The sequence below is a fragment of the Brachybacterium muris genome (assembly GCF_016907455.1).
Lineage (GTDB): Bacteria > Actinomycetota > Actinomycetes > Actinomycetales > Dermabacteraceae > Brachybacterium > Brachybacterium muris.
Map to the genome: position 1 here is coordinate 2,095,907 of NZ_JAFBCB010000001.1, position 24,128 is coordinate 2,120,034.

The 24,128-nt window shown below is 68.6% G+C and carries 16 protein-coding genes and 3 tRNA genes; 8 read left to right on the plus strand and 11 right to left on the minus strand.

What is annotated here, in order from left to right:
- Positions 1 to 17 precede the first annotated feature (17 nt).
- The 5 genes from JOD52_RS09680 to JOD52_RS09700 all read right to left on the minus strand — a co-directional run bounded on the left by JOD52_RS09680 (position 18) and on the right by JOD52_RS09700 (position 10,043).
- Positions 18 to 3,215: a type I restriction endonuclease subunit R gene (locus JOD52_RS09680; protein WP_204409701.1), complete on the minus strand. Its 3,198-nt coding sequence runs from the start codon at positions 3,213 to 3,215 to the stop codon at positions 18 to 20.
- 3 nt (positions 3,216 to 3,218) lie between these two features.
- Positions 3,219 to 4,433: a restriction endonuclease subunit S gene (locus tag JOD52_RS09685; RefSeq protein ID WP_204409702.1), complete on the minus strand. Its 1,215-nt coding sequence runs from the start codon at positions 4,431 to 4,433 to the stop codon at positions 3,219 to 3,221.
- Positions 4,430 to 6,436, minus strand: coding sequence for an N-6 DNA methylase (locus JOD52_RS09690; protein WP_204409704.1), 2,007 nt, complete (start codon positions 6,434 to 6,436; stop codon positions 4,430 to 4,432). Before JOD52_RS09690 ends, JOD52_RS09685 begins: the two co-directional genes overlap by 4 nt.
- A 242-nt stretch (positions 6,437 to 6,678) precedes the next feature.
- Positions 6,679 to 6,752, minus strand: a tRNA-Met gene (locus JOD52_RS09695).
- A gap of 177 nt (positions 6,753 to 6,929) precedes the next feature.
- Positions 6,930 to 10,043 (minus strand): UPF0182 family protein, encoded by a 3,114-nt coding sequence (locus tag JOD52_RS09700; RefSeq protein ID WP_204409705.1) that lies wholly within the window; start codon positions 10,041 to 10,043, stop codon positions 6,930 to 6,932.
- A gap of 141 nt (positions 10,044 to 10,184) precedes the next feature.
- Between JOD52_RS09700 and JOD52_RS09705 the strand changes: the two genes are divergently transcribed.
- Positions 10,185 to 10,757, plus strand: a complete 573-nt coding sequence (locus JOD52_RS09705; protein ID WP_204409706.1) for a PPA1309 family protein — start codon at positions 10,185 to 10,187, stop codon at positions 10,755 to 10,757.
- 10 nt (positions 10,758 to 10,767) lie between these two features.
- Here JOD52_RS09705 and JOD52_RS09710 read toward each other — a convergent pair whose 3' ends face one another.
- From JOD52_RS09710 to JOD52_RS09720, 3 genes are all read right to left on the minus strand, one after another.
- On the minus strand, positions 10,768 to 11,292 hold the full coding sequence (locus JOD52_RS09710; RefSeq protein ID WP_204409708.1) for a single-stranded DNA-binding protein: 525 nt from the start codon (positions 11,290 to 11,292) through the stop codon (positions 10,768 to 10,770).
- A 278-nt stretch (positions 11,293 to 11,570) separates the two neighbouring features.
- Positions 11,571 to 12,200 carry a superoxide dismutase gene (locus JOD52_RS09715; protein ID WP_204409710.1) on the minus strand — a complete coding sequence of 210 codons (630 nt, stop codon included), beginning with the start codon at positions 12,198 to 12,200 and terminating at the stop codon, positions 11,571 to 11,573.
- Between the two features lie 113 nt (positions 12,201 to 12,313).
- Positions 12,314 to 12,943 (minus strand): DUF4272 domain-containing protein, encoded by a 630-nt coding sequence (locus JOD52_RS09720; RefSeq protein WP_338124130.1) that lies wholly within the window; start codon positions 12,941 to 12,943, stop codon positions 12,314 to 12,316.
- 153 nt (positions 12,944 to 13,096) lie between these two features.
- On the opposite strand from JOD52_RS09720, the gene JOD52_RS09725 reads away from it, so the two are divergent.
- The 3 genes from JOD52_RS09725 (at position 13,097) to JOD52_RS09735 (ending at position 18,945) form a co-directional block, all read left to right on the plus strand.
- Positions 13,097 to 17,872, plus strand: a complete 4,776-nt coding sequence (locus tag JOD52_RS09725; protein WP_259850415.1) for a DEAD/DEAH box helicase — start codon at positions 13,097 to 13,099, stop codon at positions 17,870 to 17,872.
- Positions 17,873 to 17,908: 36 nt separating this feature from the next.
- A complete protein-coding gene (locus tag JOD52_RS17730; protein ID WP_204409715.1) occupies positions 17,909 to 18,823 on the plus strand; it encodes a DNA-formamidopyrimidine glycosylase family protein in 915 nt (304 codons plus the stop codon).
- Between the two features lie 49 nt (positions 18,824 to 18,872).
- A tRNA-Arg gene (locus JOD52_RS09735) sits at positions 18,873 to 18,945 on the plus strand.
- 85 nt (positions 18,946 to 19,030) lie between these two features.
- Here the strand turns inward: JOD52_RS09735 and JOD52_RS09740 are convergent.
- Positions 19,031 to 19,441: a four-helix bundle copper-binding protein gene (locus tag JOD52_RS09740; protein WP_017824019.1), complete on the minus strand. Its 411-nt coding sequence runs from the start codon at positions 19,439 to 19,441 to the stop codon at positions 19,031 to 19,033.
- Between the two features lie 155 nt (positions 19,442 to 19,596).
- Positions 19,597 to 20,121 (minus strand): acyl-CoA thioesterase, encoded by a 525-nt coding sequence (locus JOD52_RS09745; protein WP_017824018.1) that lies wholly within the window; start codon positions 20,119 to 20,121, stop codon positions 19,597 to 19,599.
- A gap of 67 nt (positions 20,122 to 20,188) precedes the next feature.
- Between JOD52_RS09745 and orn the strand changes: the two genes are divergently transcribed.
- Positions 20,189 to 22,144: an oligoribonuclease gene (gene orn, locus JOD52_RS17735; protein WP_031307240.1), complete on the plus strand. Its 1,956-nt coding sequence runs from the start codon at positions 20,189 to 20,191 to the stop codon at positions 22,142 to 22,144.
- 3 nt (positions 22,145 to 22,147) lie between these two features.
- On the opposite strand, the gene JOD52_RS09755 is transcribed toward orn, so the two are convergent.
- The gene (locus JOD52_RS09755; RefSeq protein WP_017824016.1) at positions 22,148 to 22,489 is read right to left on the minus strand and encodes a thiamine-binding protein; all 342 of its coding nucleotides are present in this window, start codon (positions 22,487 to 22,489) and stop codon (positions 22,148 to 22,150) included.
- A 232-nt stretch (positions 22,490 to 22,721) separates the two neighbouring features.
- Here JOD52_RS09755 and JOD52_RS09760 point away from each other — a divergent pair, with 232 nt between their 5' ends.
- The 3 genes from JOD52_RS09760 to JOD52_RS09770 all read left to right on the plus strand — a co-directional run bounded on the left by JOD52_RS09760 (position 22,722) and on the right by JOD52_RS09770 (position 24,067).
- Positions 22,722 to 22,973 (plus strand): hypothetical protein, encoded by a 252-nt coding sequence (locus JOD52_RS09760; protein WP_017824015.1) that lies wholly within the window; start codon positions 22,722 to 22,724, stop codon positions 22,971 to 22,973.
- Between the two features lie 156 nt (positions 22,974 to 23,129).
- Positions 23,130 to 23,205, plus strand: a tRNA-His gene (locus JOD52_RS09765).
- Between the two features lie 160 nt (positions 23,206 to 23,365).
- Positions 23,366 to 24,067, plus strand: coding sequence for a TVP38/TMEM64 family protein (locus JOD52_RS09770; RefSeq protein ID WP_017824014.1), 702 nt, complete (start codon positions 23,366 to 23,368; stop codon positions 24,065 to 24,067).
- Positions 24,068 to 24,128: the final 61 nt, after the last annotated feature.

Below are 24,128 nucleotides of genomic sequence, written 5' to 3' on the forward strand. Positions count from 1 at the left end.
CGCCTCCTGATCGGACGCTATCCGATGTCCTCGGGCGCGTCGTCGGTCCGCATCCGGCGGGACTGGTACAGGTACGTCCCGATGAGGCGGATGAACTCGTCGGCGCGATCGTTCTCGCCGGTGAGCGCGCCGGTGAGCTTGCCGAACGCGCCCTCGTTGAGGACGGCAGCATCGGTCAGCGTCTCGCGGAGCTCCGGAGAAGCCATGAACTGGTCCAGCGCGTTGTGGTCGATCTGGTCTGCGATACGGGGGTCCTCCCCCGCCATACCAGCTGCCGCGACGACGAACCCTTCGATCTGCGGGTCCGCGAACTCCGAGCCGAAGAGCGCATTGATCCGGTCGACGATCTCCGATAGGAGGACCAACTGCGGATCCGGGCGCGATCCGCCGGTGCCGGGTTCCTTGTAGCCGCCCCCGAGCGTCGGAGTCTCTTCGTCGCCACCGAGCCCGATGTCAGCCTTGCCTCGGTCGATCTGCCGCACGCGTCGGAGCTCGAGACCGCTGACGTCGACATCCGGCTCGACTCCCTCCGAGGGCAGGACCCGCACCAGCTGGCGCAGGAACTCGGCGAGCTTCTCGAGGTCGGTGGTGCCGTAGTCGACGACCTGGGACATGAAGTCGTACAGCCGCACGTAGGAGCCGCAGTCCTTCTTGAAGGTGCGCAGCTCGTCCAGGGTCTGGCTGTCCTCCTCGCTCGCGGCCTCCTCCCACTGTGCGCAGTACTCCTCGAGGGCCGGGGTCACGGCCCTCGCGAGCCGTCCGCTGGACTCCTTCTCGGCCCACCACGCCTCGGCAAAGCGCTCGACGTCGGCCGGGGTGTAGATCCGCGTCTGGGCGAGCTTCGTGGCGAGCTTGTGGACGAGGTTCGGGTCCGTCGCCTTCTCGATGTGCGCCTCGGTGTAGTAGGTCAGGAACGCCTCGCGGATCTCCTCCGGCTCGTTGACGAAGTCCAGGACGAAGGTGCGCTCCTTCTTCTCCCCCGACGGGGCCCGGTAGGTGCGGTTCAGCCGCGACAGGGTCTGCACCGCGTGGACGTCGGGCAGCTTCTTGTCGACGTACATCGCGCACAGCAGCGGCTGGTCGAAGCCGGTCTGGAACTTGTCGGCGACGAGCATGAGCCGGTACTCGGGCCGGCGGAACTCGCGGGCGAGGTCGGAGCCGAGCCCAGGGTTCATCGACGCCTCGGTGACGTCCTCGAGGTGGTACTCGTCGTCGCTGAGCGACCCGCTGAAGGCGACGATGGACTTGTAGCCGTAGTTCCTCGAGTGCAGGTACTTGTCGACCTCGACCTTGTACCGCACGGCGGCCTGCCGGGAATCGGTGACGACCATGGCCTTCGCATGCCCGTCCAGCAGATGCGCGACGTTCGCGTGGAAGTGCTCGACGATGATCTCGACCTTCTGGCCGATGTTCGTCCGGTGCAGCTTCGCGAACCGCATGATCTTCCGGGTCGCGACCTTCTGGTCGACGAGCTGATCCTCATTGCCGCCGGTGATGCTGGTGACGATGCCGTCGTCGCTGTGCTGCTCGATCTCGAAGGCCGTCCTGTAGCTCTGGTAGCCGCGCAGGACGTCCAGGATGAAGTCCTCCTCGATCGCCTGCCGCATCGTGTAGACGTCGAAGGCCACGGGCAGCCCGTCATCTTTCGCGCGGCCGAAGAGCTCCTTGGTCTTGTGCTTCGGCGTCGCCGTGAACGCGAGCAGCGAGACGTTGCGGGCCCCGGCCCGCGCGGCCGTCTCGGCGGCGATCGTCCTCTCCCGGGCGACGTCCGCTTCGACGAGGTCGTTGACGATGTCCTGGCTGTCCAGGTCGTCCTCGTCGGTGACCTCGCCGCCGTCGGTGAGGACCTTCTTCAGCTCCGCCGCGCTCTTACCCGACTGGGAGGTGTGCGCCTCGTCGATGATGACCGCGAAGTTCCTGTCCCCGAGGGTCGTCTCGAGCAGACCCTTGACGTGCGGGAAGGTCTGGAGGGTGACCACGATGATCAGCGCGGAGCCGGTGAGCGCGTCCAGCAGCGCCCGGGACTTCGAACCGCCGGAGCTGCGCACCGCGGCGGAGTCGATGACGGCGACCGTGCCCTTGGTGCCGTCGACCTGCTCGACGGCCTGCTGCAGCTGAGCGTCCAGCACCTTCCGGTCCGAGACGATGAGGACCTTGTCGAAGACCTTCTCGTTGCGCACATCGTGGAGGCGGGCGAGCCGGTGCGCTGTCCACGCGATGGTGTTCGTCTTCCCGGAGCCGGCGGAGTGCTCGATGAGGTATCGCTGGCCGGGCCCGTCCTCGGCGATCGAGTCGACGAGCTTCGTGACCGCCCGCCACTGGTGGTAGCGAGGGAACATCAGCGCCGTGGAGCGCTTGATCTTCCGCGTCGCCGGATCCTCGGACGTCTCCTGCTTGAGGAACATCTGCGATCCGAGGATCGCGAGCCACGCGTCCCGCTGCAGGACCTCCTCCCACAGGTACGAGGTCGCCGAGCCATCGGGGTTCGCGGGGTTGCCGGACGCGCCCGTGTCCGCGTGGCCGCGGTTGAAGGGCAGGAAGTAGGTCTTCTCCCCCGCGAGCTTCGTCGTCATGTGGACCTGGCCGTTGTCGACCGCGAAGTGCACGAGCGCCCGGTTGCCGAAACCCAGCAGCGGCTGCCCAGCCGGGTCACGGTCCTTCCGGTACTGCGTGATCGCAGCACGGACCTCCTGCTTGAAGAAGGACTTCAGCTCGCAGGTCGCGACCGGGATCCCGTTGACGAAGAACACCAGGTCGATGGAGCGGTTGTCGCCGCGCTTCGGCGAGAAGTGCACCTGGCGCACGACCCGGAGCCGCACCTTCTCGTAGTTCGCGGTGACCTCACGATTCAGCGTGGTCGCCGGCTTGAACTGGCACATGCGCAGGTTCGCCGTCGCACCCCGGGTGTGGGAGAACTTCCGACGCAGTACGTTCAGCGTCCCCCCGCCAGAGAGCATCGGGGTGTCCAGCCAGGAGACGAGCGCATCCAGCAGCGCCTCGCGGTCGGCCTGCTCGGCCCCGGTGCCGACGCGGACGACCTTCGCGTACTCCTCGGGCTGGGTCTCGGACAGCCACCAGTGGACGTCCTCGGGCCACAACGCCCGCTGCACGTCGTAGCCCTCGTCGGTGGCGCTGTACTCCCAGCCATGCGCGGCGAGATGCTCGGCGATGTCCGTCTCGAAGACCGATTCGCGGGTCCCATCGATCCCAGCCATAACTCAGCTCGCCTTCCTCGCCGAGCGCACGTCAATCTGTCCGGTCACCGCGGCCGTGATCAGGGCCGAGCGTCGCTCTTTCGCGAGTGAGATGTGTTGTTCCGCCTTGGCAATGAGGGCTTCAAGTTGCTCATTCCTCTCGCGATACTCCGCAGTGAACCACTCCTGGTGTTCAGGCGATGAAATACTTAGAGGTACCCGGGCGAAGGTTCCCCAATTACGAAAGTCAACGCTTCGTTGCCTTGTATTGGGAGCCTGACTCGCCAGGAAACCCGAAGTCCCCAGATATCTGAGGAGCATTGATAGATATTCCGCGTCGTCCGAGTATCGAGGCCGACATACATGATACACAGGAGAGCACTGTCCATTACTGTCCGAGACGCCGACAGCGCCTGCAAATCCATCGAGGGCATGAAAAACAATATCCCCTTCGTGAACACCTTGAAACCCCGCCTCTGCCGCTGACAAAGTATAACCCTCGGCGCGACGGTTTTCACGCAACGTAACTACGCCATCTCGGTACGCTGTCACGACTCCGGCACCACGAGCCACAGGTCGATCGAGCCGAACGAGGGCTTGCCGGACAGTTACAAGCCTCCGACCTTCACAACCTTGGAACTCAGCATCGAGCAGTGCTCTGTCGCGCTCTCGAAACAGCTCGATGAGCTCCTCCTGCTTCGCCACGAGCGCGTCGATCTGGGCCGTCTCTCGGTCCAGGTAGTCGGCGATGGCGCGCTGCTCATCGAGGGGAGGAAGTGGGACCGAAGTCGAAGCGAACGCAGAAGACGAAAGCTCGAGAAAAGTCGTGCCCTGCCCGCGCGCGATGAGCTCGGAACGGGCCGCGACGAGAGCTTTAGCGATGTAACGCGGTTCAATCCCGTCCCACACTGCAACGGCTCTGCACCCTTGATTAAATGCGGAGGTCGCAGCGACTCTTCCGACATGGCCAATGGGGGCGCGCGTCGACACGAGAACACTCCCTGCTGGAGCAAGCCCGGCCCCATTCCCCCCCTTCACCGAAAGGGAGCGGTCGGTCGATGAGATCAATGCACCATCGGCACCGTTAAGGTCTGGCGGAGTCACGAAAGGAAGGTCGCCATTCCAGTTCTCCGGATCTGAAGTCGGAGTCCCTCCGTTCAGGACCTGTCCTACGCGTCTGATGGGCGCTGCCTGCCAGCCGTTCGGGAGGGCCGAGTAGCTGAACCACATCGTCGTCATGCCTCCACTTCCCGCAGCAGCCCCATAATCTCGCCGACGACGCGTTCGAGATCCGCGTCGATCTCTTCGAGCGGCCTGGGCGGGATGTACTCGTAGAAGTGGCGGGTGAAGGGGATCTCGTACCCGGTCTTGGTCTTGTCCCAGTCGATCCACGCGTCGGCGATATGGGGCTTCACTTCGGCGTCGAAGTAGGCTTCGACGGTCTCGCGCAGCGCCTCGTGGGTCTTCGGGTGTTCGCCCCAGCCGAAGGGAACGTTCTCGGTATCGCGTAGGGCCGGGTCAGGTTCGACGTCGCCCTTGTACTTGCCGGACTGAACGCGGCAGTAGTCGGCCTGGTCGTCGTGGACGCCGATGACCTGCAGCAGGGTCTTTCGGATCGCGGGCTTCAAGAGCGGGCCGTGCTCGCCGAGATGCTGGCCGAGCGCCTTGTCGAACTCCTCGCGGTTCAGGTACGCCGTGTCGCCGAAGGCCTCAAGGGATGCCGCAAGACCGTCGACCTGGCTGAGCTTCTTGTGCTCGGCAACGGCGGCGATCACCTCAGACGTGCACTCGAACCGCAGCTGGAGCGGCCGCTCCACGGTCACGGTCCAGTACGCGAAGTCGCGGTTGCCGAAGGTCTTCACCGGCACCTGGATCTCGGCGTCCTCGCCCTGCTGGCCGCCGAACGCGGCGACGATCGCGTCGCGGCTCGAGTCGGAGATCTCCATGCGCTTGGAGCCGATGGACTTCCGCAGCTTCGTGCCGAGCTTCGACGCGTCGATGAGCTGGACCGTGCCCTTGCGCTCCTCCGGCTTCGCGTTCGAGAGGACCCACAGGTAGGTCGCAATGCCGGTGTTGTAGAACATGTCGTTCGGGAGCGCGACGATCGCTTCGACGAGGTCGTTCTCGAGCATGTGCCCGCGGATCTCGGACGGGCCCGAGCCGGCCCCGCCGTTGAACAGCGGCGAGCCGTTGAGGACGATGCCGGCCTTGCCGCCGCGGCCGTTCTCGTCGACGGGCCGCATCTTCGAGGCGACGTGGAGCAGGAACAGCATCGCCGCGTCCCCGACGGCCGGGAGGCCGGGCGCGAACCTGCCCTGACCGCCCCGGGCGTGCTCGTTCTTCACCTCCGACTCGACGGCCTTCCAGTCGGTGCCGAACGGCGGGTTCGAGAGCACGTAGTCGAACTGCCGGTCCTCGAACCGGTCGACGACGAGGGTGTCCCCGCGACGGACGTTGCTCGGGTCCTGCCCCTTGATCAGCAGGTCCGCCTTGCAGATCGCGTAGGTGCGCGGGTTGATCTCCTGACCGTACAGCGCCGTCGACGCATCCGGGTTCAGCTCGTGCAGGTGCTCGTCGGCGACGGTGAGCATCCCGCCGGTGCCGACCGTGGGGTCGTAGATGGAGCGCACCGTGCCGCGATCCCGCAGCGCCTCGGTGTCCTCCGCGTAGACCAGGTCGACCAGCAGGCGGACAACGTCGCGAGGGGTGTAGAACTGGCCGGCACCGTCATTCGCCGACTCCGCGAAGCGATAGATCAGGTTCTCAAACAGGTCCCCCATGTCCGCGTTCGAGACCGCCTCCGGGGAGAGGTCGATCTTCTCGAAGTGGCGCGTGACCTGCGCGAGGCGACCCCGGGCGTCCAGCGTGCGGAGGACGTTCTCGAAGTCGAAGGACTGGAAGACGTCGAGGTTCGCCGAGAACCCGCCCACGTAGTCGATGAGGTTTTCGGCGAGGTTGTCCGGATCCTGCAGCGCGCGGGTCAGCGTGTAGTCGCTCGTCGTCCAGAACGAGAGTCCCGCGCTGTCGGCGCTGCGGGTGCGGATCTTGAGGTGGGTCCGGCGCTGCTGCTCCCCCTCGTAGGTGGCGACGACGTCGCTCATGACCTCGCGGTGCGGCTCCATCACACACTCGAGCCGGCGCAGCACGGTAAAAGGCAGGACGACGGAGCCGTACTCGGCCTCGGCATAGGGGCCGCGAAGCGTGTCGGCGACGCTCCACACGAAGTTGGACAGGGCTGACACGGCTGGTGATGCTCCTCGTCGATGCAGGATCGGATCTGACATCGATCCTAAGTGCCGGTCCCGACATAATTCCGATGGTCTCGACACTCAGAGACGAGCGCAGCCGTCACGCTCCGGGACGCCGTGCGCCGAGGATGCCGCTCCCTGAGGATCTTGCGTATAGGTCTGCGGATAGTCTGCCGATCCGAGGGCATAGCAAAGGGCCCCTCACCAGCATTTGTGCTGGTGAGGGGCCCTACTCGTAGCGGGGATAGGATTTGAACCTATGACCTCCGGGTTATGAGCCCGGCGAGCTACCGAACTGCTCCACCCCGCGGCGACGTCCTCCACTGTAGGGGATACGGCGTCGGCCCGTCCAGGCGGGAGGGCGTGAACGTGGGACAGCCCACGTTCACGCCCCGTTCCACTGCTGGTCACGGAGGGCCGGGCCCCAAGGCCAGCGTCCAGCAGTCAGGGGAATCGATCCCTGACCGCTGGACACCATGTCCCGGGGTCAGCCGCCGGCGCCCTCGAGTTCCTGGTTCGCTGCGATCGCCCTCTGCAGGGCATCGGCGACCCGGTCCTGGGCCTCGCCGTAGGCGGTCCAGTCACCTTCCGCCATCGCCGCCTCGGAGTCCTTGACGGCCTGGTCCATGTCGGCCAGGGCGCGGTCCAGCCGCTCCTGCGGGGTCCCGTCACCGGGGGCTGCCGGGGCCGGCGCCTCGGTCGTGGGATCGGCCGGAGCATCCGTTGCCGGGGCGTCCGTGGGCTGATCGGCAGGGGCGTCGCCGGGGGTCTCGACCTCGCCCTCACCGGTCTCGGTGTCGGCGGTGCCCTTGGCGCCGTCGGGGTCGGTGACCGCAGCATCACCGGCATCGGCACCGGAGTCGCCGCCGAACACCAGGTCCAGCGCCTCGTTCAGCGTGGGCGCGAACCCGATCTTCTCGCCGAAGGAGACCAGCACCATCTGCAGCAGCGGGTACTGGGTGCCACCACCGGAGGCCGAGGACTGCAGGTACACGGGCTGCACGTAGAGCAGGCCGCCACCGACGGGCAGGGTCAGGAGGTTTCCGTTGATGACCTCGGAGTTGCCGGACTTCAGCAGGTTCAGCGCCTGGGACACGTTCGGCTCGGCGTTAAAGGTGGCCTGCACCTGACCGGGTCCGTTGACCGGGTTGGTGGCCGGGAGCACCAGCAGCGTCATGTCACCGAAGGTCTCCGCGGGGTTGCCCTCCAGGCTGCCCGTCTCGGAGTCCACGGCCAGGAACCCGGTGAGCACGTTCTGCCCCTGGGCCGGGATGTAGCTGGAGGACAGCGTGAAGCGCGGATCATCCATCCCGGGCACCTGCATGGTGAGGTACATGGGCGGCTGCGGCGCCTGCTGACCCGCGGATCCATCCGGGTTCTGGGGGGCCGGCTGGGTGGGATCCGGGGGGATCTGCCAGAAGTCCTGCTGACCGAAGAAGTCATCCGCATCAGTGACGTGGTACGTGGCCAGCAGTTCGCGCTGCGCCTTGAAGTAGTCCGCGGGGTAGCGCAGGTGGCTCATCAGCTCGCCGCTGATCTCCGTCGCGGGCTGCAGGGCCTCGGGGAACACCTCGCCCCACGCCTTGAGGATCGGATCCTCCGTGTCCCAGGCGTACAGGGTCACCGATCCGTCGAAGGCGGAGACGGTGGCCTTGACGCCGTTGCGCATGTAGTTGGCCTGCCGCACCCGATTGCCAGCCGTCTCCCCCGGTGTGGTCTGGGAGTCGTTGATGGCGTCGTCCAGATTGACGCTGCGGGAGTACGGGTAGTGGGTGGTGGTGGTGTAGCCGTCGACCACCCACACCAGCTCACCGTCGACGACCGCCGGGTACATCTGCGAGTCCAGCGACAGGAACGGTGCCACCTCCCGCACCCGCTGCTGCGGGTCGCGGTCGTAGAGGATCTGCGACTCGGGGTTGACGTAGTCGGAGATGACGATGTTGGGGTCGCGGAACTTGATGGCGTACAGCAGGCGGTTGAAGAAGGTGCCCACCGACGGGCCGCCATCACCCTGGTAGGTGTTGTTCACCTGGGTGCCGCCGTCCTCTTCCCCGGTTCCGAGCTGGTAGTCGAACTCCTCGGGCTCGGCACCCTCGGGGGCGCCGACGATCGAGTAGTCCGGGGAGTGGCGGCCGAAGTACACCCGCTCCTCGTACTCGCCCAGGGCGCCCTCACCGGGCACGCCGGACTGCAGGAAGCTGGGCTCACCGTCGGCGTTGCGGCGGTTGCCGTAGGCGGCGGCGGTGCCGTAACCATGGGTGTAGATGATGTGCTGGTCCACCCAGGAGCGGCTGTCCAGCTCGAACTGGTCCGGGCGCAGCTCGCGCACACCGATCACGGTGTCCTGCAGCGCGCCGTCGATCTCGTAGCGGTCCACGCTGAGCACCTCGTCGAAGCCCCAGTAGCGACGGTTGGCCTCGCGCTGCTCGAAGGTCTTGGAGACGATGTTGGGGTCCATCAGGCGGATCTGCGCGGTGGTCTCGGCGTCCTCGCGCAGTGCACCCGGGGAGGCGTCGGTGCTGGCGGCGTAGGAGACCTCGCGAACGCCGTCGATGGCGAACGCGGCACGGGTGGCGTCGATGCTGCGCTGGATGTAGGGCTGCTCGAGGGCACGCTCATTGGGGTTGACCTGGAACTGCTGGATCGCCCAGGGGTAGAGGTTGCCCACCACCAGGGTGGACAGCACCATCAGGCCGGCACCGATGGCAGGGATCCGCCAGTCGGCGCGCACGATCCACACGATGAACAGCGACGCGACGATCACTGCGGCGATCGCCAGGATGGTCTGCGCCGGCAGGATCGCCTTGACGTCGGTGTAGGAGGCGCCGTCGAAGCGACCGTGCGCAGTGGTCAGCAGGTCGTAGCGGTGGAACCAGTGCCCCAGGCCCAGCAGCAGAACGTACACGGTGGCCAGCACACCGAGATGACGACGGGCCGACTTGGTGACCTCGAGCCCGCTCTCCTGCCCCCAGGCGACACCGCCGTACAGGAAGTGGCCCACCACGGCGCCCACGATGGCGACCAGGCACACGAACTGCCCGAAGGCGATGATCAGGTCGATCAGCGGCAGGGTGAACACGTAGAACGAGATGTCGTTGCCGAACACCGGATCGGTCTCACCGAAGGGCTGCGGGTGCAGGAACAGCTGCACGTCCTGCCAGCGCCGTGAGGCGGCCAGGCCCCCGAAGGCACCGATGATCAGGGGCGCCACGATGGTCAGGCCGCGACGCAACGGGTCCACCGCGGAGCGGAACTGCTCCAGGGCCTCCTGTTCACGCGTGACCGGCGGGTACACGGGGCGCTTCGTGTAGGCGATGCGCAGGCTCAGGTACAGCGGGATCGCGAACAGCACAAAGCCGATCACGAACAGGATCGCTTCGGTGATCCAGCGGGTCAGCAGCACGTCCGTACGGCCGAGCTGATCGAACCACAGATAGGTGGTCCACACCTCGGAGGCGATGATCAGCGCCACCACCAGCGCACCGAGCACCAGCGCGGTGATGCTCAACGGGTTCAGCCGGGGGCGGGACCCACCACCGGCCGCAGGCGCTGGGCGGGGGCGCGGGGACGGGTTGTCACCGAAGGGGACGGAGAAGCTCACAGAAGACCTCGTGTCGATCTCGGGTCCGGCGCCACCGCCACGAAGGAGGGGCACGGGGTCCGGGTACAGTGTGGTGCCCCCGTTGACGACGGCGGCCCGGCCATTCTGTCAGGTGAACCTGTAAGGGGACCTCTCAATCTGATGACGAAAACATCGCCCGACCCCCTCGACGCACCCACCGCTGCCCTGGCCGCCGCGGTGCTGGAGATCGCCCGCCACGTGGGCGACGACGCCATGGCCGCCCCACGCTGGTTCGCCCTGGCCAACAGCGCCCGTTTGCTGGCCGAGCAGCCCGGCCTGGCAGCCCTGCTGGGCGAGGAGTCCTCAACCATCATGGCTGCCGATGAGCTGCAGCTGATCTCCATCGAGCTGGATCACCACGAACCCGGCTCCGCGGCATCGGCCGATCACACCGACCCCTTGCAGGCCCTCACCGCAGTCGAATGGCCGGACATGGCCAACGGCGCCGTTCTCGCCTGCGACCTCGCCCCTGAGCAGTGGATGGTACGAGCCCAGGACACCGACCCCACGGCCATCGACGCCGCTCAGGGCGAAGAGGCTCTCGGTGCGCTCCGGGTCGTGGTGGGTGCGCTGGAGGACGGGACCACCTGGTCGGCCCTGCGGCGGGCCGGGGAGCAGCAGTACACCCTCGGTGCCGCACTCCTCCCCGACCTCACCGCTGCCCTGCTGGAGAGCCTCCAACCGCCCCAGTGACGCAGCTGGCTCAGGGCGTTCCTACCAGGGCGCGCTCGGCTGCCTCGCCATCGGCGTCGACGTCGCCGACCAGACTGTCGGTGTCGTAGCCGCCCTCGTCCTGGCCGGTGGGCGCGGGCTTGATCTCCCCGGTGTCGTAGTCGAGGTCCGGCACGTCGGCGAGCTTGGGTGCCTTGGCGGGCTTGGTGAACGCGGAGGTGCCGAACGTGAGGTCGTGCCCGATCGTCTCGGCGTTCAGGGTGAGAGAGAAGAAGGGCTTGCCGTCGTCGTCGGTCCATTCGGTGCTGCCCAGGCGGCCGGTGGCCACCAGCGGCTGCCCCTTCTTCACCGAGGCCAGCACGTTGCGGGCCAATGCGCGGCGGGCGTAGACGTTCACGAACTCGGTCTTGCGATCGTTGTAGTCGTTGATGTCCTGGTCGTAGTATCGGGAGTTCACGGCGATGCGCACCATCACGCTGATGTCGCCGTTGGGGTACTGGGTCTCGCGGGGGTCACCGGTGGCGTTGCCGATCACGGTGGTACGGATGTCCTTCATGGTGGTGTCCTTCCTCGGTGCGGGGACTGTCCCCTCGCCGGCTCCGTGCCGACCACCTCAGACTTCCCGCCTCAAATGCGGCGCACCATCGACCGTCGCGGATTGGGGACGAACCCTCGATGGGGAGGAACCTCGCTGTGCGCGCCCCGCTGGCGTGCCCGCCTCATCGTTGCACCGTGACCGCCGGCGTACCTGTGGCGACGTGCTCACCTGTCGCAGAACGCCGACGACCGGCCCCCTTGTCGGGGACCGGCCGTCGTTCGTGGATCGCGGGGCGATCAGGCCTTCGGAACCACCAGGCCCGAGGCGTTGCTGCGTGCGTTCTCGAAGCGCGCCTGGACATCGGCCCAGTTCACGATCTTCCAGATCGCCTCGACGTAGTCCGCCTTGACGTTCTGGTAGTCCAGGTAGAAGGCGTGCTCCCACATGTCCAGCTGGAACAGCGGGATCGTGGCGACGGGGACACCGTTCTGCTGGTCGTAGAACTGCTCGATGACGAGGTTGCCACCGACCGGCTCGCACGCGAGCACGGCCCAGCCGGAGCCCTGGATGCCCAGCGCTGCGGCAGTGAAGTGCTTGCGGAAGGCGTCGAAGGAGCCGAAGTACTCGTCGATCGCGGAGGCGAGCTCACCGGTGGGCTTGTCGCCGCCCTCCGGGGAGAGGTTCTTCCAGAAGATCGAGTGGTTGGTGTGGCCGCCCAGGTTGAAGGCGAGATCCTTCGAGAGCTGGTTGACGTTGCCGAACTCGCCGGACTCGCGGGCCGCGGCCAGCTTCTCCAGGGCAGTGTTGGCGCCCTTGACGTAGGTGGCGTGATGCTTGGAGTGGTGAAGCTCCATGATCTTGCCGGAGATGGAGGGGGCCAGTGCCCCGTAGTCGTAGTCGAGATCCGGAAGCGTGTACTCCGCCATGTCGTCCATCCTCTCTGTTGGTCGTTCCGAGCCCGAGGGGGCCCGGTGCCCTTCCATCCTGCCACGATCACCCCGGGCATGGTGAGGGGCACCTGAACGGGCCGACCGGGCGTTCAGGTGGACAGGTCGATGTCGTCCCATCCCTGATGCGGGATCAGCGGCACCTGCAGCATCCACTCCAGGGCCCGGCGGCGCTCGAGGTGGACGTACGCCTCGACCGGGCCCGGGGAAGGCCTGCCCTGCAGGTGTGTCTCCGTGTGCCCCCAGGTCAGGACGTAGTGCAGGTCCAGCTGGGCTGCGATGTCCGCGAGTCCGCGTGGCTCGAGGGCGGTTCGCGAGCGCCGGTGCGGGGCCGTCTCTGCGGTGCGCAGTTCGGGCAGCAGGGCAGCGAGCTGGTCACCGCAGTAGCTAGCAGGGTCGAGATCCTCCACCAGCCCCAAGGTCCAGGCCAGGGCCCACGTGGCTTCGACGCAGACCTGCTCGGACGGGTCGATCCCGGCCGCCCCGGCGAGGCGTGCGGACTCCGACGGGGTGATGCAGTCGATGAGGTCATTGTCTGCGAGCCAGGCGCGTCCCACCTCCGGTGGCATCCGCATCGCGAGCCCGAGTCGCACGTTCAGCACCAGCAGTCGCTCGATGATCTCCTCGTGGGATCGCACAGCCAGGGGCTCTGCGCCGACGAGAGGCAGGTGCGGCGGTGGCATAGGGAATCCGAGCTCTCTCGCCACGGCGAGCGACCTCACGCGCAGCTGCTGCGGATCGGTCAAGGGGTCTCCTCCGTCATTGGATCTGCGGTCCCCTCATCGTGCCGGGTCGAGCCGCTCCCGTGGGAGACCCTCGGGGATCGCGTTCTGCGACGTGCTCCGAGTGTCCCACCCACGGTCCACAATGGGGCGGTGGCACCACGGGAGCAAGCAGCAAAGGGGCCGGCGTCCAGTGCGCTGGATCTGTTCAGCGCGCCCACGTCCCGCTGGTTCCGCGAGGCCTTCGGCTCCCCCACCCCCGCGCAGGAGGGCGCCTGGCGGGCCGTGTCGGCCGGGCAGGACACGCTGGTGGTGGCGCCGACGGGCTCCGGCAAGACCCTCGCCGCGTTCCTGGCCGCCATCGACCACCTCGCCTTCGGCCGAGGGGATGACGCAGACGATGCGCCCGGCACGAGCGTCCTGTACATCTCCCCCCTCAAGGCTCTGGGCGTGGACGTGGAGCGGAACCTCACCTCCCCGCTGATCGGCACCATGCGAGCCGCGGAGGTGCTGGGACATCCGCACCGCGGGATCGAGGTGGGGGTGCGCACCGGTGACACGCCGCCAGCCGAGCGCCGGCGCCTCATCTCCCACCCCCCGGACGTGCTGATCACCACCCCGGAATCGCTGTTCCTGATGCTGTCCTCCCAGGCCAGGGAGACCCTGCGCTCGGTGCGCACGGTGATCGTGGACGAGGTGCATGCCGTGGCCGGCACCAAGCGCGGCGTGCACCTGGCGCTGTCCCTGGCCAGGTTGGACGCGCTCGCCGCGCACCCCGTGCAGCGGATCGGGCTGTCGGCCACGGTGGAGCCGGCCGATGAAGTCGCTGCATTCCTGGCCGGGCACGGCCGGCCCCGGGAGGTGGCGGTGGTGCGCCCGCCCTCCCAGAAGCGCTGGGACCTCTCGGTGCAGCTGCCCGTCCCGGATCTCACGGCGATCGAGCCGCCGGCCGATGCGGTGGACGAGGACGACGTCTCCGGCACCATCTGGCCGCACGTGGAGCGGGCGGTGCTGGAGGAAGTGCTGGCACACCGCTCCACCATCGTGTTCACCAACTCCCGGCGACAGGCCGAGCGGCTCACCAGCAAGCTCAACCTGCTGCACCGCCGCCGCACAGCGCGGAATGCGGACGGCGAGGGCCGTGGAGAGGGCGAGTACGCGGAGCCCGGGACCGACGGCGCGGAGCTGGAGGACGTGGCGCGAGCCCACCACGGCTCCATGTCCAAGGAGCATCGCAAGCAGATCGAGGAGCAGCTCAAGGCCGGCACACTGCGCTGCGTGGTGGCCACCAGCTCCCTGGAGCTGGGGATCGACATGGGGGCGGTGGACCTGGTGATCCAGGTGGAGACCCCGTTCTCCGTCTCCTCCACCCTGCAGCGCATCGGCCGGGCCGGGCACGACGTCGGTGCCGTCTCCCACGGCATCGTCCACCCTCTGCACGCTGCGGACGTGGTGCGCGCCGCCGTCACCGTCGGCGAAGCCGTCGCCGGCCGGATCGAGCCGCTGACCGTGCCCCGCAACGCCCTGGACGTGCTGGCCCAGCACACCGTTTCCGCCGCGGTGGAGGACGACCTCGATGTCGAGGAGTGGTTCGACCTGGTGCGCACCGCGCACCCGTACGCGAACCTACCGCGCTCCGCCTTCGACCAGACCATCGACCTGCTGGCCGGCCGCTACCCCTCCACCGCCTTCTCCGAGCTGCGGCCGCGGCTGGTCCACGACCGCGAAGCCGGCACCCTCGCCGCCCGACCCGGCGCCCAGCGCCTGGTGGTCACCAGCGGCGGCACAATCCCCGACCGCGGCCTGTTCCCGGTGTACATCGTGGCCGGGGACGACGACACCCAGGCCCGGCGGGTCGGTGAGCTGGACGAGGAGATGGTGTACGAGTCCCGCCGCGGGGACGTGATCACCCTGGGCACCTCCTCCTGGCGGATCGAGGAGATCACCCACGACCGCGTCAGCGTCTCCCCCGCCTTCGGGCTGGCCGGTCGTATCCCCTTCTGGCACGGCGACGGGGTGGGCAGGCCACCGTCGCTCGGACGAGCTGTCGCCGGTTTCCAGTCCGAGATCTCCCGCCTGGAGGAGCCCGCCGCCCGCGAGCGGCTCGCCGCACTCGGTCTGGACGAGAACGCCTCCGGCACCGTGATCTCCCACCTGGCCGAGCAGCGGGAAGCCACAGGTTCCGTACCCGGCCCCCAGCACCTGGTGGTGGAGAGGTTCCTGGACGAGCTCGGCGACTGGCGGGTGGTGCTGCACTGTGCGCTGGGGCAGCGGATCAACGCGCCCTGGGCACTCGCGGTCGGTGCCCGCGTCGAGGAGCGGTACGGCCTGGAGGGGCAGGTGATGGCGGCCGATGACGGGATCGTGCTGCGCATCCCCCACGGCGAGGAACCTCCGGGAGCGGACCTGTTCGTGTTCACCGCGGAGGAGATCGACGAGGAGGTGCGGCGCCTGGTGGGCAGCTCGGCGCTGTTCGCCTCGCGGTTCAGGGAGTGCGCGGCGCGAGCCCTGCTGCTGCCGAGGCGGGACCCGCGTTCCCGGGCACCGCTGTGGCAGCAGCGCCAACGGGCAGCGCACCTGCTGGACGTGGCCCGGCCCTACCCGCAGTTCCCGATCATGCTGGAGGCGGCCCGGGAGTGCCTGCAGGACGTGTACGACCTGCCCGCCCTGGTGGAACTGATGGGGCAGGTGGCCTCCCGCCGTGTGCAGGTGCAGGAGGTGGAGACCACCGCCCCCTCCCCCTTTGCCCGCTCGCTGCTGTTCGGGTACCTCGCGCAGTTCATCTACGACACCGATGCGCCGCTGGCCGAGCGACGCACCGCGGCCCTGACCCTGGACCAGTCACTGCTGGCGGAGCTGCTGGGCACTGTGAGCCTGCGTGAGCTGCTGGATGCGGGCGTGATCGAGGAGGTCACGCGGCGCCTGCAGGGCCTGACCGAGGAACGGGCCCTGCGCGGCGCCGAGGACCTTGCCGACGCCCTGCGGCGCCTGGGCCCGCTCACCGCCCAGGAGATAGGCGAGCGTGCCGCGCCCGGGGTGGACCCTGCCGGTGCGATCACGGAACTGCTTCAGGCCCGGCGCGCGATCGAGGTGCGCATCGCCGGTGCCACCCGCTTCGCCGCCGCGGAGGATGCTGGGCTGCTGCGCGACGCTCTCGGTGTGGCCCTGCCGCCCGGGATCGCGGAGGCGCACCTGGCCCCGGTCGCCCGGGCCGTCGAGGAGCTGCTGTCGAGGTGGGCACGTTCCCGGGGCCCCTTCGATGCCCAGCGGGTGGTGGACTCCTGGGGCCTCGCCCCCGGGGTCGCCCGATCCGCATTGGAGTCGCTGACAGCCGAGCGGGTGCTGAACCAGGGCGAGTTCACTCCGGGCCGCGAGGGCACCGAGTGGGTGGAGGCCGACGTGCTGCGGCGCATCCGTCGGGCCAGCCTCGCCGCCTCCCGCCGGGAGATCGAACCGGTGGGCCCGGAGGTGTACGCCCGGTTCCTCGGTGACTGGCAGCACCTTTCAGCACGCAAGGCCGACGGCACACGGGAGCGCGCCGCGTGGTCAGGGGCCGACGGGGTGCTGTCGGTGATCGACCAGCTCACCGGGGTGTCGCTGCCGCTGTCCACCTGGGAGGCCCAGGTGCTGCCGGCGAGGCTTCCGGACTACTCCCCTGCCACGCTGGACGGATTGTTCGCCGCCGGTGAGCTCTCCTGGACCGGCCACGGCCGCCTCGGCTCCGACGACGGCTGGGTGCGTCTGCACCTGGCCGATGCCCTGCCGCTCGGGGTGGATGCCGAGGAGGTGGAGCAGGCCGCCGATGCTCTCGAGCCGGGATCGGTGCCGGCCCGGATCCTTGACCTGCTGCGCTCGTCCCCGGGTGCTCTGCGGCACGGGGAGATCCTGCGGTCCCTCGCCGATGACGGTGACGCCGTGGGCCCGGCCGATCTCACGGCGGCGCTGTGGGACCTGGCATTCGCCACGCTCATCACCAACGACTCCTTCGCCGTGCTGCGCACCCACGCGCTGGGCGCGGCACCTCGCTCCGGTGCACGCCGTGCAGGTCGTTCTCGGCCGGCCTCGCGTCGGGGGGCGGCCCGGCTGTCGGCGGCGATGATGCGCACCGGCACCAGTTCCCCGTCCGAGCTGGCCGAGGTGACGGGGCCGGCCGGCACCGGACGCTGGTCCGCAGTCCGGGTGGCGCAGGTGGATGCGTCAGCGCGCGCGGCGGCGATCGCCACGCTGCTGCTGGACCGCCACGGTGTGGTCACCCGCGGGGCGATGGACGTCGAAGCGATCCCCGGATCGTTCGCGGCGGTGTACCGGGTGCTGTCGGCACTGGAGGAGAACGGGTCCTGCCGTCGCGGCTACTTCGTGGACGGGCTGGGGGCCTCACAGTTCGCACCGTCGGAGGCGGTGGACCTGCTGCGGGACCGCGACCGGGAACGCGAGGCACGTTCCCGCGGGAACGTCTCGGGGCAGCACCCGGGTAGCGGTGAGCAGGGCGGCCCGGCAGGCCGGCTCGGACATGGCGGCGCCGCTGATCCCTCTTCCTTCACGGTGCTGGCCGCCACTGATCCCGCGAACCCCTATGGCGCAGCCCTGCCCTGGCCCGCGCTGCCCATCGAACCGCCCGACGGCGTGACCGTGCGGCCGGCCCGCCGTGCCGGCGCGATCGTGGTGCTGCACGACGGTGCCGTGGCGGCCTTCGTGGACAAGGGAGGCAAGCACCTGCTGTGGTGGGCAGATGAGCAGGAGACTCCCGAGGTGGCAGCCCAGGTGGTGCGTGCCATCGCCGAGGACGCCGTGCTGCCGGCGCTGACGATCGAACGGGTCAGTGGCCGGCCGATCAGCGCCGAGCAGTCCATCCCGGTGGTGGAGGCGCTGGTCGCGGCCGGCTGCTACCGCTCACCGCGCTCGGTGCGGGTGCGGGCAGGAGGCCGCTGATGACACGTGGTGAGCGGGAGACGGTGGGGGTGACCCGTGCCTGAGGGTGACACCGTGTACCGCCAGTGCAAGGTGCTGGATGAGGCTCTTGCCGGTGGCACGCTCACCGCTGCCGAGCTGCGGGTCCCAGGGTCGGCCACAGCGAACCTGGCCGGATGGCGGGTGCAGGAGGTGGTGCCACGAGGCAAGCACCTGCTGATCCGCCTGATGCCGCCGCAGGAAGCCGGCGGGGCCGGCGACATCGGCACGCCGTCCCGGCCCCGATTGACCCTGCACAACCACCTGATGATGGACGGCATCTGGCACGTGGACGGAAAGGCCCTGCGCTCCAGCGACACCACGGCGGGCCCCCGCCCTGCGCACACCCTGCGCATCCGGCTGACGGTCCAGCACAGGGACGGCCGCACGGTTGTCGCCAGCGGGTGGGACGTGAAGCAGGTGCGGCTGATCCGCACGTCCGACGAGTACGAGCTGATCGGGCACCTGGGTCCTGACCTGCTGGATGCGGACTGGGGAGAGGAGCACCGAGAGCAGGCCGTGATGAACCTGGTCCGGCAGGCTGATCGCGAGCTGGGGTTGGCGCTACTGGACCAGCAGGTGATGGCAGGCCTGGGCAACATCTACCGCTCCGAGCTGTGCTTCCTGCAGCGCGTCCACCCCGCTGTCCCCGTGAGCAGCTGGATCGACAGTGGTGGCGATCCGGGCGCGATGGTGGATCTGGCCCATCGCCTCCTGGTGCTGAACAAGGACCGTACGGTGCGGGTCACCACCGGCGGCATGATGGGCCGCGACGGAGACATGTGGGTCTACGGCCGCTCCGGGAAACCGTGCCGACGCTGCGGCGCGCGGATCCAGCGCGGGATGCTGGCGGATCCGAGCATCGAGGGCAGCACCCCGCGAGTGATCCACACCTGTCCGCGGTGCCAGGGGGAAGCGCCCGCGAGCAGATAGGATCGCGGGGCGGGAAACAAGCCCGCCGCACCGGCTGGGGCCGGTATCAGCCTCCATAGCTCAATGGATAGAGCAACGGCCTTCTAATCCGTAGGTTGCAGGTTCGAGTCCTGCTGGGGGCGCTGACCGCACCCGCGGCCCGACCGAGGGGATCTCGATCGCCGGCGGGGCTCCCTCAGTCTGCAGCCGTGTGCCGAGCGGGCTTCATCAGCCGAGCGTGGCCAGCAGCTCGGCGCACGCCTGCTCGCAGCGACGGCAGGACTCGGCGCAGATCCTGCAGTGCTCGTGCATCTCGGCGTGCTTCTCGCACTCCGCAGCACAGGACCGGCACGCTGCCCGACACGCCTCGAGCAGGGCGCGGACGAGGGCGTCGTTGCTGCCCGTCCGGCGAGACAGGACCCGGCCGGTCGCCTCGCAGACGTCGGCGCAGTCCTGGTTCAAACGGATGCACGGGGTCAGTTCCGCCACCATGTCCTCGGCCAAGCAGGCGTCCGCACAGGCGGTGCAGGTCTGAGCGCACTCGAAGCAGGCCTCGATGCACTCGGCTAGCTTCTGCTGGTCGATGCTGCCGAGGTCCTTCGGGTAGGTCTTGAGCATGGATGCCACGCGATCAGTCATGATTCTGCTCCTTCTCGATCCGAACGGCCGGCGGACACCGGCCCGCTGTTTCGACGGTAGACCCTGCTGGACGAGGCATGGAAGCGAGTGGACCGTGCGTTCGGAGGCGGGACAGGTCCGCCCATGCGCCCACCTCGCATCTTTCGAGGAGTCCGTCAGGACCGTGCGTGCTGCGCCGAGTCCCGCGTCCAGTCCTGCACCCAGGCGGGCACCTCGAGTCCCTCGGGAACCCCGCCCACGGCCTCGATCAGCTCGGCGCTGGTCACGGAGCCGCCGGTCTTCTTCAGGAACCGGGCGCGCACGATCGCGTCGGCGATCAGCACGTCGCCGCGGTGGAAGCTCTGCTCCATGTACACCCAGGCCTCGTCGATCCCCAGCACCTTGGTGCGCACCTCGAACTTCTGCCACAGCTCAAGCGACTTGCGGAAGGTGATGCCCTGCCCGGCCACCACGGGATACCAACCACGCTCCTGGGTGACCTTCCAGAAGCCCGAGCGGAGCATCAGGTCCATCCGCCCCAGGTCCAGGATGGAGAGGTAGCGCCCGTTGTTCATGTGCATCAGCACGTCCAGGTCCAGCGGGTTCACCCGGAACGGGGTGCGGGCCGTGTCCCAGATGGACAGGCGGCGCCGGAACCTCATGCGCACCATCAGCATCAGCAGGCGGAAGAACAGGTTCACGTCGGCTCCTTCACCACGTCGGGGACCCAGGTGAGCCTACTGGAGGGTCACCCCGTAGGCTCTTCCCGTGAGCTCTTCTCCTACGCGCAGCAATCAGGACCGCATCATCTGGGTCGACTGCGAGATGACCGGGCTCGACAAGCAGCGGGATGCGCTGGTCGAGATCGCCGTCCTCGTCACCGATGCCGATCTCAACATCCTCGGCGAGGGGGTGGACGTGGTGATCAAGCCGCCGGCGCAGGCGCTGGCGCAGATGGATCCCTTCGTGCGCACCATGCACACCACCTCGGGGCTGCTCGAGGAGCTCGACGGCGGGATGACCCTGCCCCAGGCGGAGCAGGAGTGCCTGGACTACGTGCGCCAGTACTGCCCGGAGCCGGGGAAGGCGCCCCTGGCCGGCAACAGCGTGGGCACCGACCGGGTGTTCCTGGACCGTGACGTGCCGGAGTTCGCCGGGCACCTCTCCTACCGCACCATCGACGTGTCCAGCCTCAAGGAGCTGGCCAAGCGCTGGTTCCCTCGCGCGTACTACAACATGCCAAAGAAGAACGGCGGCCATCGCGCGCTGGCCGACATCCGCGAGTCGATCCAGGAGCTGAAGTACTACCGGCAGGTGCTGCTGGTGGCCGAGCCCGGCCCCACTACCGCCGAGGTGCAGGCCGCAGCCAAGTCCTTCGAGCTGCCCGCCGACGACACCGAGACCACCGAGAACGCTTCGACCACCGAGGACACCACCGTGACCATCGACTCCCCTGCCGTCGAGTCCGCCGCAGCCGCTCGCACCCCGTGGCTGGACGTTCCCGCACATCGCACCTGGCTCGAGGGCGAGGGCGATGACCTGCTGGTGTTCGCCACCGAGTCCGCGCGGGAGGACGGCGGCTTCGCCTGGCTGGACGAGAACGGCGAGGCGGATCTCGACCGCCCCTCCGAGCTGTGGATCACCTGCCGCATGACCCACTGCTTCGCGCTCGGCCACCTGATGGGCCGCCCCGAGTTCGGACGTTTCGCCGACCACGGCGTGGCCTCGCTGCGAGGCGTGTTCCGCGACGCCGAGCACGGCGGCTGGTTCGCCTCCGTGGCGGGCGGCGAACCGGTGGACGACTCGAAGCAGGCCTACGCCCACGCCTTCGTGGTGCTCGCGGCGGCCTCCGCCACCGCGGCAGGCCGACCCGGTGCCCGCGGCCTGCTGGACGAGGCGCTCGAGGTGCTGGATGAGAAGTTCTTCGACTCCTCCGCCGGGATGAGTGTTGACACCTTCGACCGCACCTTCACCGAGTGCGAGGCCTACCGCGGTATCAACGCCAACATGCACACCGTCGAGGCGCTGCTGTCCGCGGCCGACGTCACCGGCGAGCGCCGCTGGCTGGATCGGGCCGTGGGGATCATGACCCGTGCGATCGACGAGTTCGCCCGCGGCAACGACTGGGCGCTGCCCGAGCACTTCGACGTGGACTGGAACCCGCTGCTGGACTACAACCGCGACGAGCCCAACCACCCGTTCCGTCCCTATGGCGCCACCGTGGGCCACTGGATCGAGTGGGCCCGCCTGGTGCTGCACGCCCGCGCCGCCCTGCTGGCGGCCGACGGCTCCGCCCCGGAGTGGATGCTGGAGGCGGCCACGGCACTGATGGAGAAGTCCGCGGACAGCTTCGGCACCGACGGTGCACCTGGATTCGTGTACACCGTGGACTGGGACGGCACCCCGATGGCGCGCGAGCGCATGCACTGGGTGGCGGCCGAGGCGGTGGGCGCCGCAGCGGTGATGTACCGGGTGACCGGGGATCGGGTGTGGGCCGAGCGCTACGAGCAGTGGTGGGAGTACATCTCCGCCTACCTGCTGGATGCGGACGGAGGCTCCTGGTTCCACGAGCTCGATGCGGACAACGAGCCGCAGGGCGTGACCTGGCCGGGCAAGCCGGACGTGTACCACGCCTTCCAGGCCACGATCATCCCGCGCCTGCCGGTGGCTCCCACGATGGCGGCTGCGCTGCGCGAGGGGATGCTGGACTCCGGCAGGGCCTGAGCCTCAGTCGCGGCCCAGCGCCTTCTCCATGCGCTCGATCTTCCCGTCGAGCTCGCCGCTGCGGCCGGGCCTGATGTCGGCCTTCAGCACCAGGGACACGCGGGAGCCGTAGCAGCCCGCGGCCTCGGTGGCGCGGCGCACGACGTCCATCACCTCGTCCCATTCGCCCTCGATCTCGGTGAACATCGAGCTGGTGCGGTGCGGCAGTCCGGAATCCCGCACGATCCGCACCGCTGCGGCGACCGCGTCGTGCACGCTCGCGCTGTCCGAGCCCTCCTGAAGGGCGCGGCGCAGGGTGGGGTCGGAGGGCTCACCGGTGGGCTGGATGGAGAAGGCGACGATCATGCGTCCCACTGTGCGCCGCGGCAGGTCCCCTGGCAACCCACCGCTCAGTGCCGGCGGGGCGATCCTGGCGGTCATAGAGCCGCGACCGTCACCCGGCCGCGATGGACAGTCGGCACATCCCGCGGATCGAAGACGCTCCGACGATCGTCGGGGGTGTCCGGTCCCTTGGACGGGTCGGGTCTAGCCCCCCGAGGGGTGGGTCGAACCGGCAGCGACTCCTAGCGTGGAGGCCATGAACACGACACCCCTGCACGACGACTCCGACGGTCGGCCCGATCGATCCGGACACGGTCCCGCCTCGCTGCTGTCCAACCCCTATGCGCTGATCGCCCTGGTGTTCGGCATGGTAGGCGCGGCCATGATGGTCGGCGGCAACAATGCGGGCCTGCCGTTCCTGGTGATCGCCCTCAGCTTCCTGGTGATCAGCTTCGACGGGAGCGCCGAGGAGACTGATCCCCAGCACCGGCCTGACGCCCGCTCCTGAATCGGCTTTCACCGCGTGGGCTTCGGCTCCGGACCCCTTGGCCAGCATCGTCCCGTCGGTGCAACGCGTCTCACACGAACAGGTGGCCCACCAGGTCTGATCCAGACCCGCAGAGACGGTATGCTGGTCTCTCGTTGCGGTCGGTGACTGCACATGGTGGTCGTAGCTCAGTTGGTAGAGCTCCTGGTTGTGGTCCAGGCGGTCGCGGGTTCAAATCCCGTCGATCACCCCAGAAAACGCCCTGGCAACAGGGCGTTTCTCTTTGCCTCGGCGAGGTCCACGGCATCGTGGCGGACCGATGGCCACCTCGATCCGGCAGGTGGCCCGCTGTCATCCGCTGTCCCTGACATGGGCATGGCGCAGCACTCCGGAGCGCCGACTATCCTTGCGCGGTGTCCCACCCCCCTGACTCCTCGCACACCGACGACGGCTTCCCCGTCATCCGCACAATCGGCCTGGTGATCGTCGCGCTGGTGATGATCTGGCTGGCACTGACCGTGCGCCTGCCGGGCACGGACGCTCTGCGCGACCGGATCGACGACTTCGGCTTCTGGAGCTGGGCCGTGTTCATCCTGGTCTACGCGGGGGTGGCCCTCACCCCAATCCCGGTGACCGTCATGGCACTGGCCGGAGGCCTGCTGTTCGGGGTGACGATCGGCAGCGTGCTCTCGGTGATCGGAGCGATGCTGGGAAGCCTCGCCGGCTACGCGATCGCACGCGGTTTGGGCAGGGAGACCGTGCTGCAGCTGCTGGGATCCCGCCGCAAGACCCTCGAGGAGCGCCTAGAGGACGCAGGTTTCGAGGCCGTGTTCACGCTGCGGGTGCTGCCGGGCATGCCGTACTGGCCGATCAACTACGCGGCCGGGGCCCTCGGCGTGCCGTTCCAGGTGTTCGCGATCTCCTCCCTGGTCGCCTCGATCCCGGGCCAGGTGTCCCTGGTGGCGATCGGCGCGTTCCTGGGCCAGCCCACCGTCGCGATGGGGGTGGTGGTCGCCCTCGCCTGGGTGGTGGTGATCGTGATGACGATCTGGGCGTGGCGCGCGTGGAAGGGCATAGCCAGGTTCCCTCTGCCCGGCTCGGCCGACCGCGACTGATGCCGGGGCATGACGAAGCCGGTGCCGCGGCCGACCGGCCGGGCTGAGACCCCGCGTCCGA

Bases quoted from the DNA above. Each gene is read 5' to 3' on its own strand.
- JOD52_RS09685 (WP_204409702.1), bottom strand. From the start codon at position 4,433: ATGACGACGATGTGGTTCAGCTACTCGGCCCTCCCGAACGGCTGGCAG.
- JOD52_RS09710 (WP_204409708.1), bottom strand. From the start codon at position 11,292: ATGAAGGACATCCGTACCACCGTGATCGGCAACGCCACCGGTGACCCC.
- JOD52_RS09715 (WP_204409710.1), bottom strand. From the start codon at position 12,200: ATGGCGGAGTACACGCTTCCGGATCTCGACTACGACTACGGGGCACTG.
- JOD52_RS09760 (WP_017824015.1), top strand. From the start codon at position 22,722: ATGAACACGACACCCCTGCACGACGACTCCGACGGTCGGCCCGATCGA.
- JOD52_RS09740 (WP_017824019.1), bottom strand. From the start codon at position 19,441: ATGACTGATCGCGTGGCATCCATGCTCAAGACCTACCCGAAGGACCTC.
- JOD52_RS09705 (WP_204409706.1), top strand. From the start codon at position 10,185: ATGACGAAAACATCGCCCGACCCCCTCGACGCACCCACCGCTGCCCTG.
- JOD52_RS09755 (WP_017824016.1), bottom strand. From the start codon at position 22,489: ATGATCGTCGCCTTCTCCATCCAGCCCACCGGTGAGCCCTCCGACCCC.
- JOD52_RS09680 (WP_204409701.1), bottom strand. From the start codon at position 3,215: ATGGCTGGGATCGATGGGACCCGCGAATCGGTCTTCGAGACGGACATC.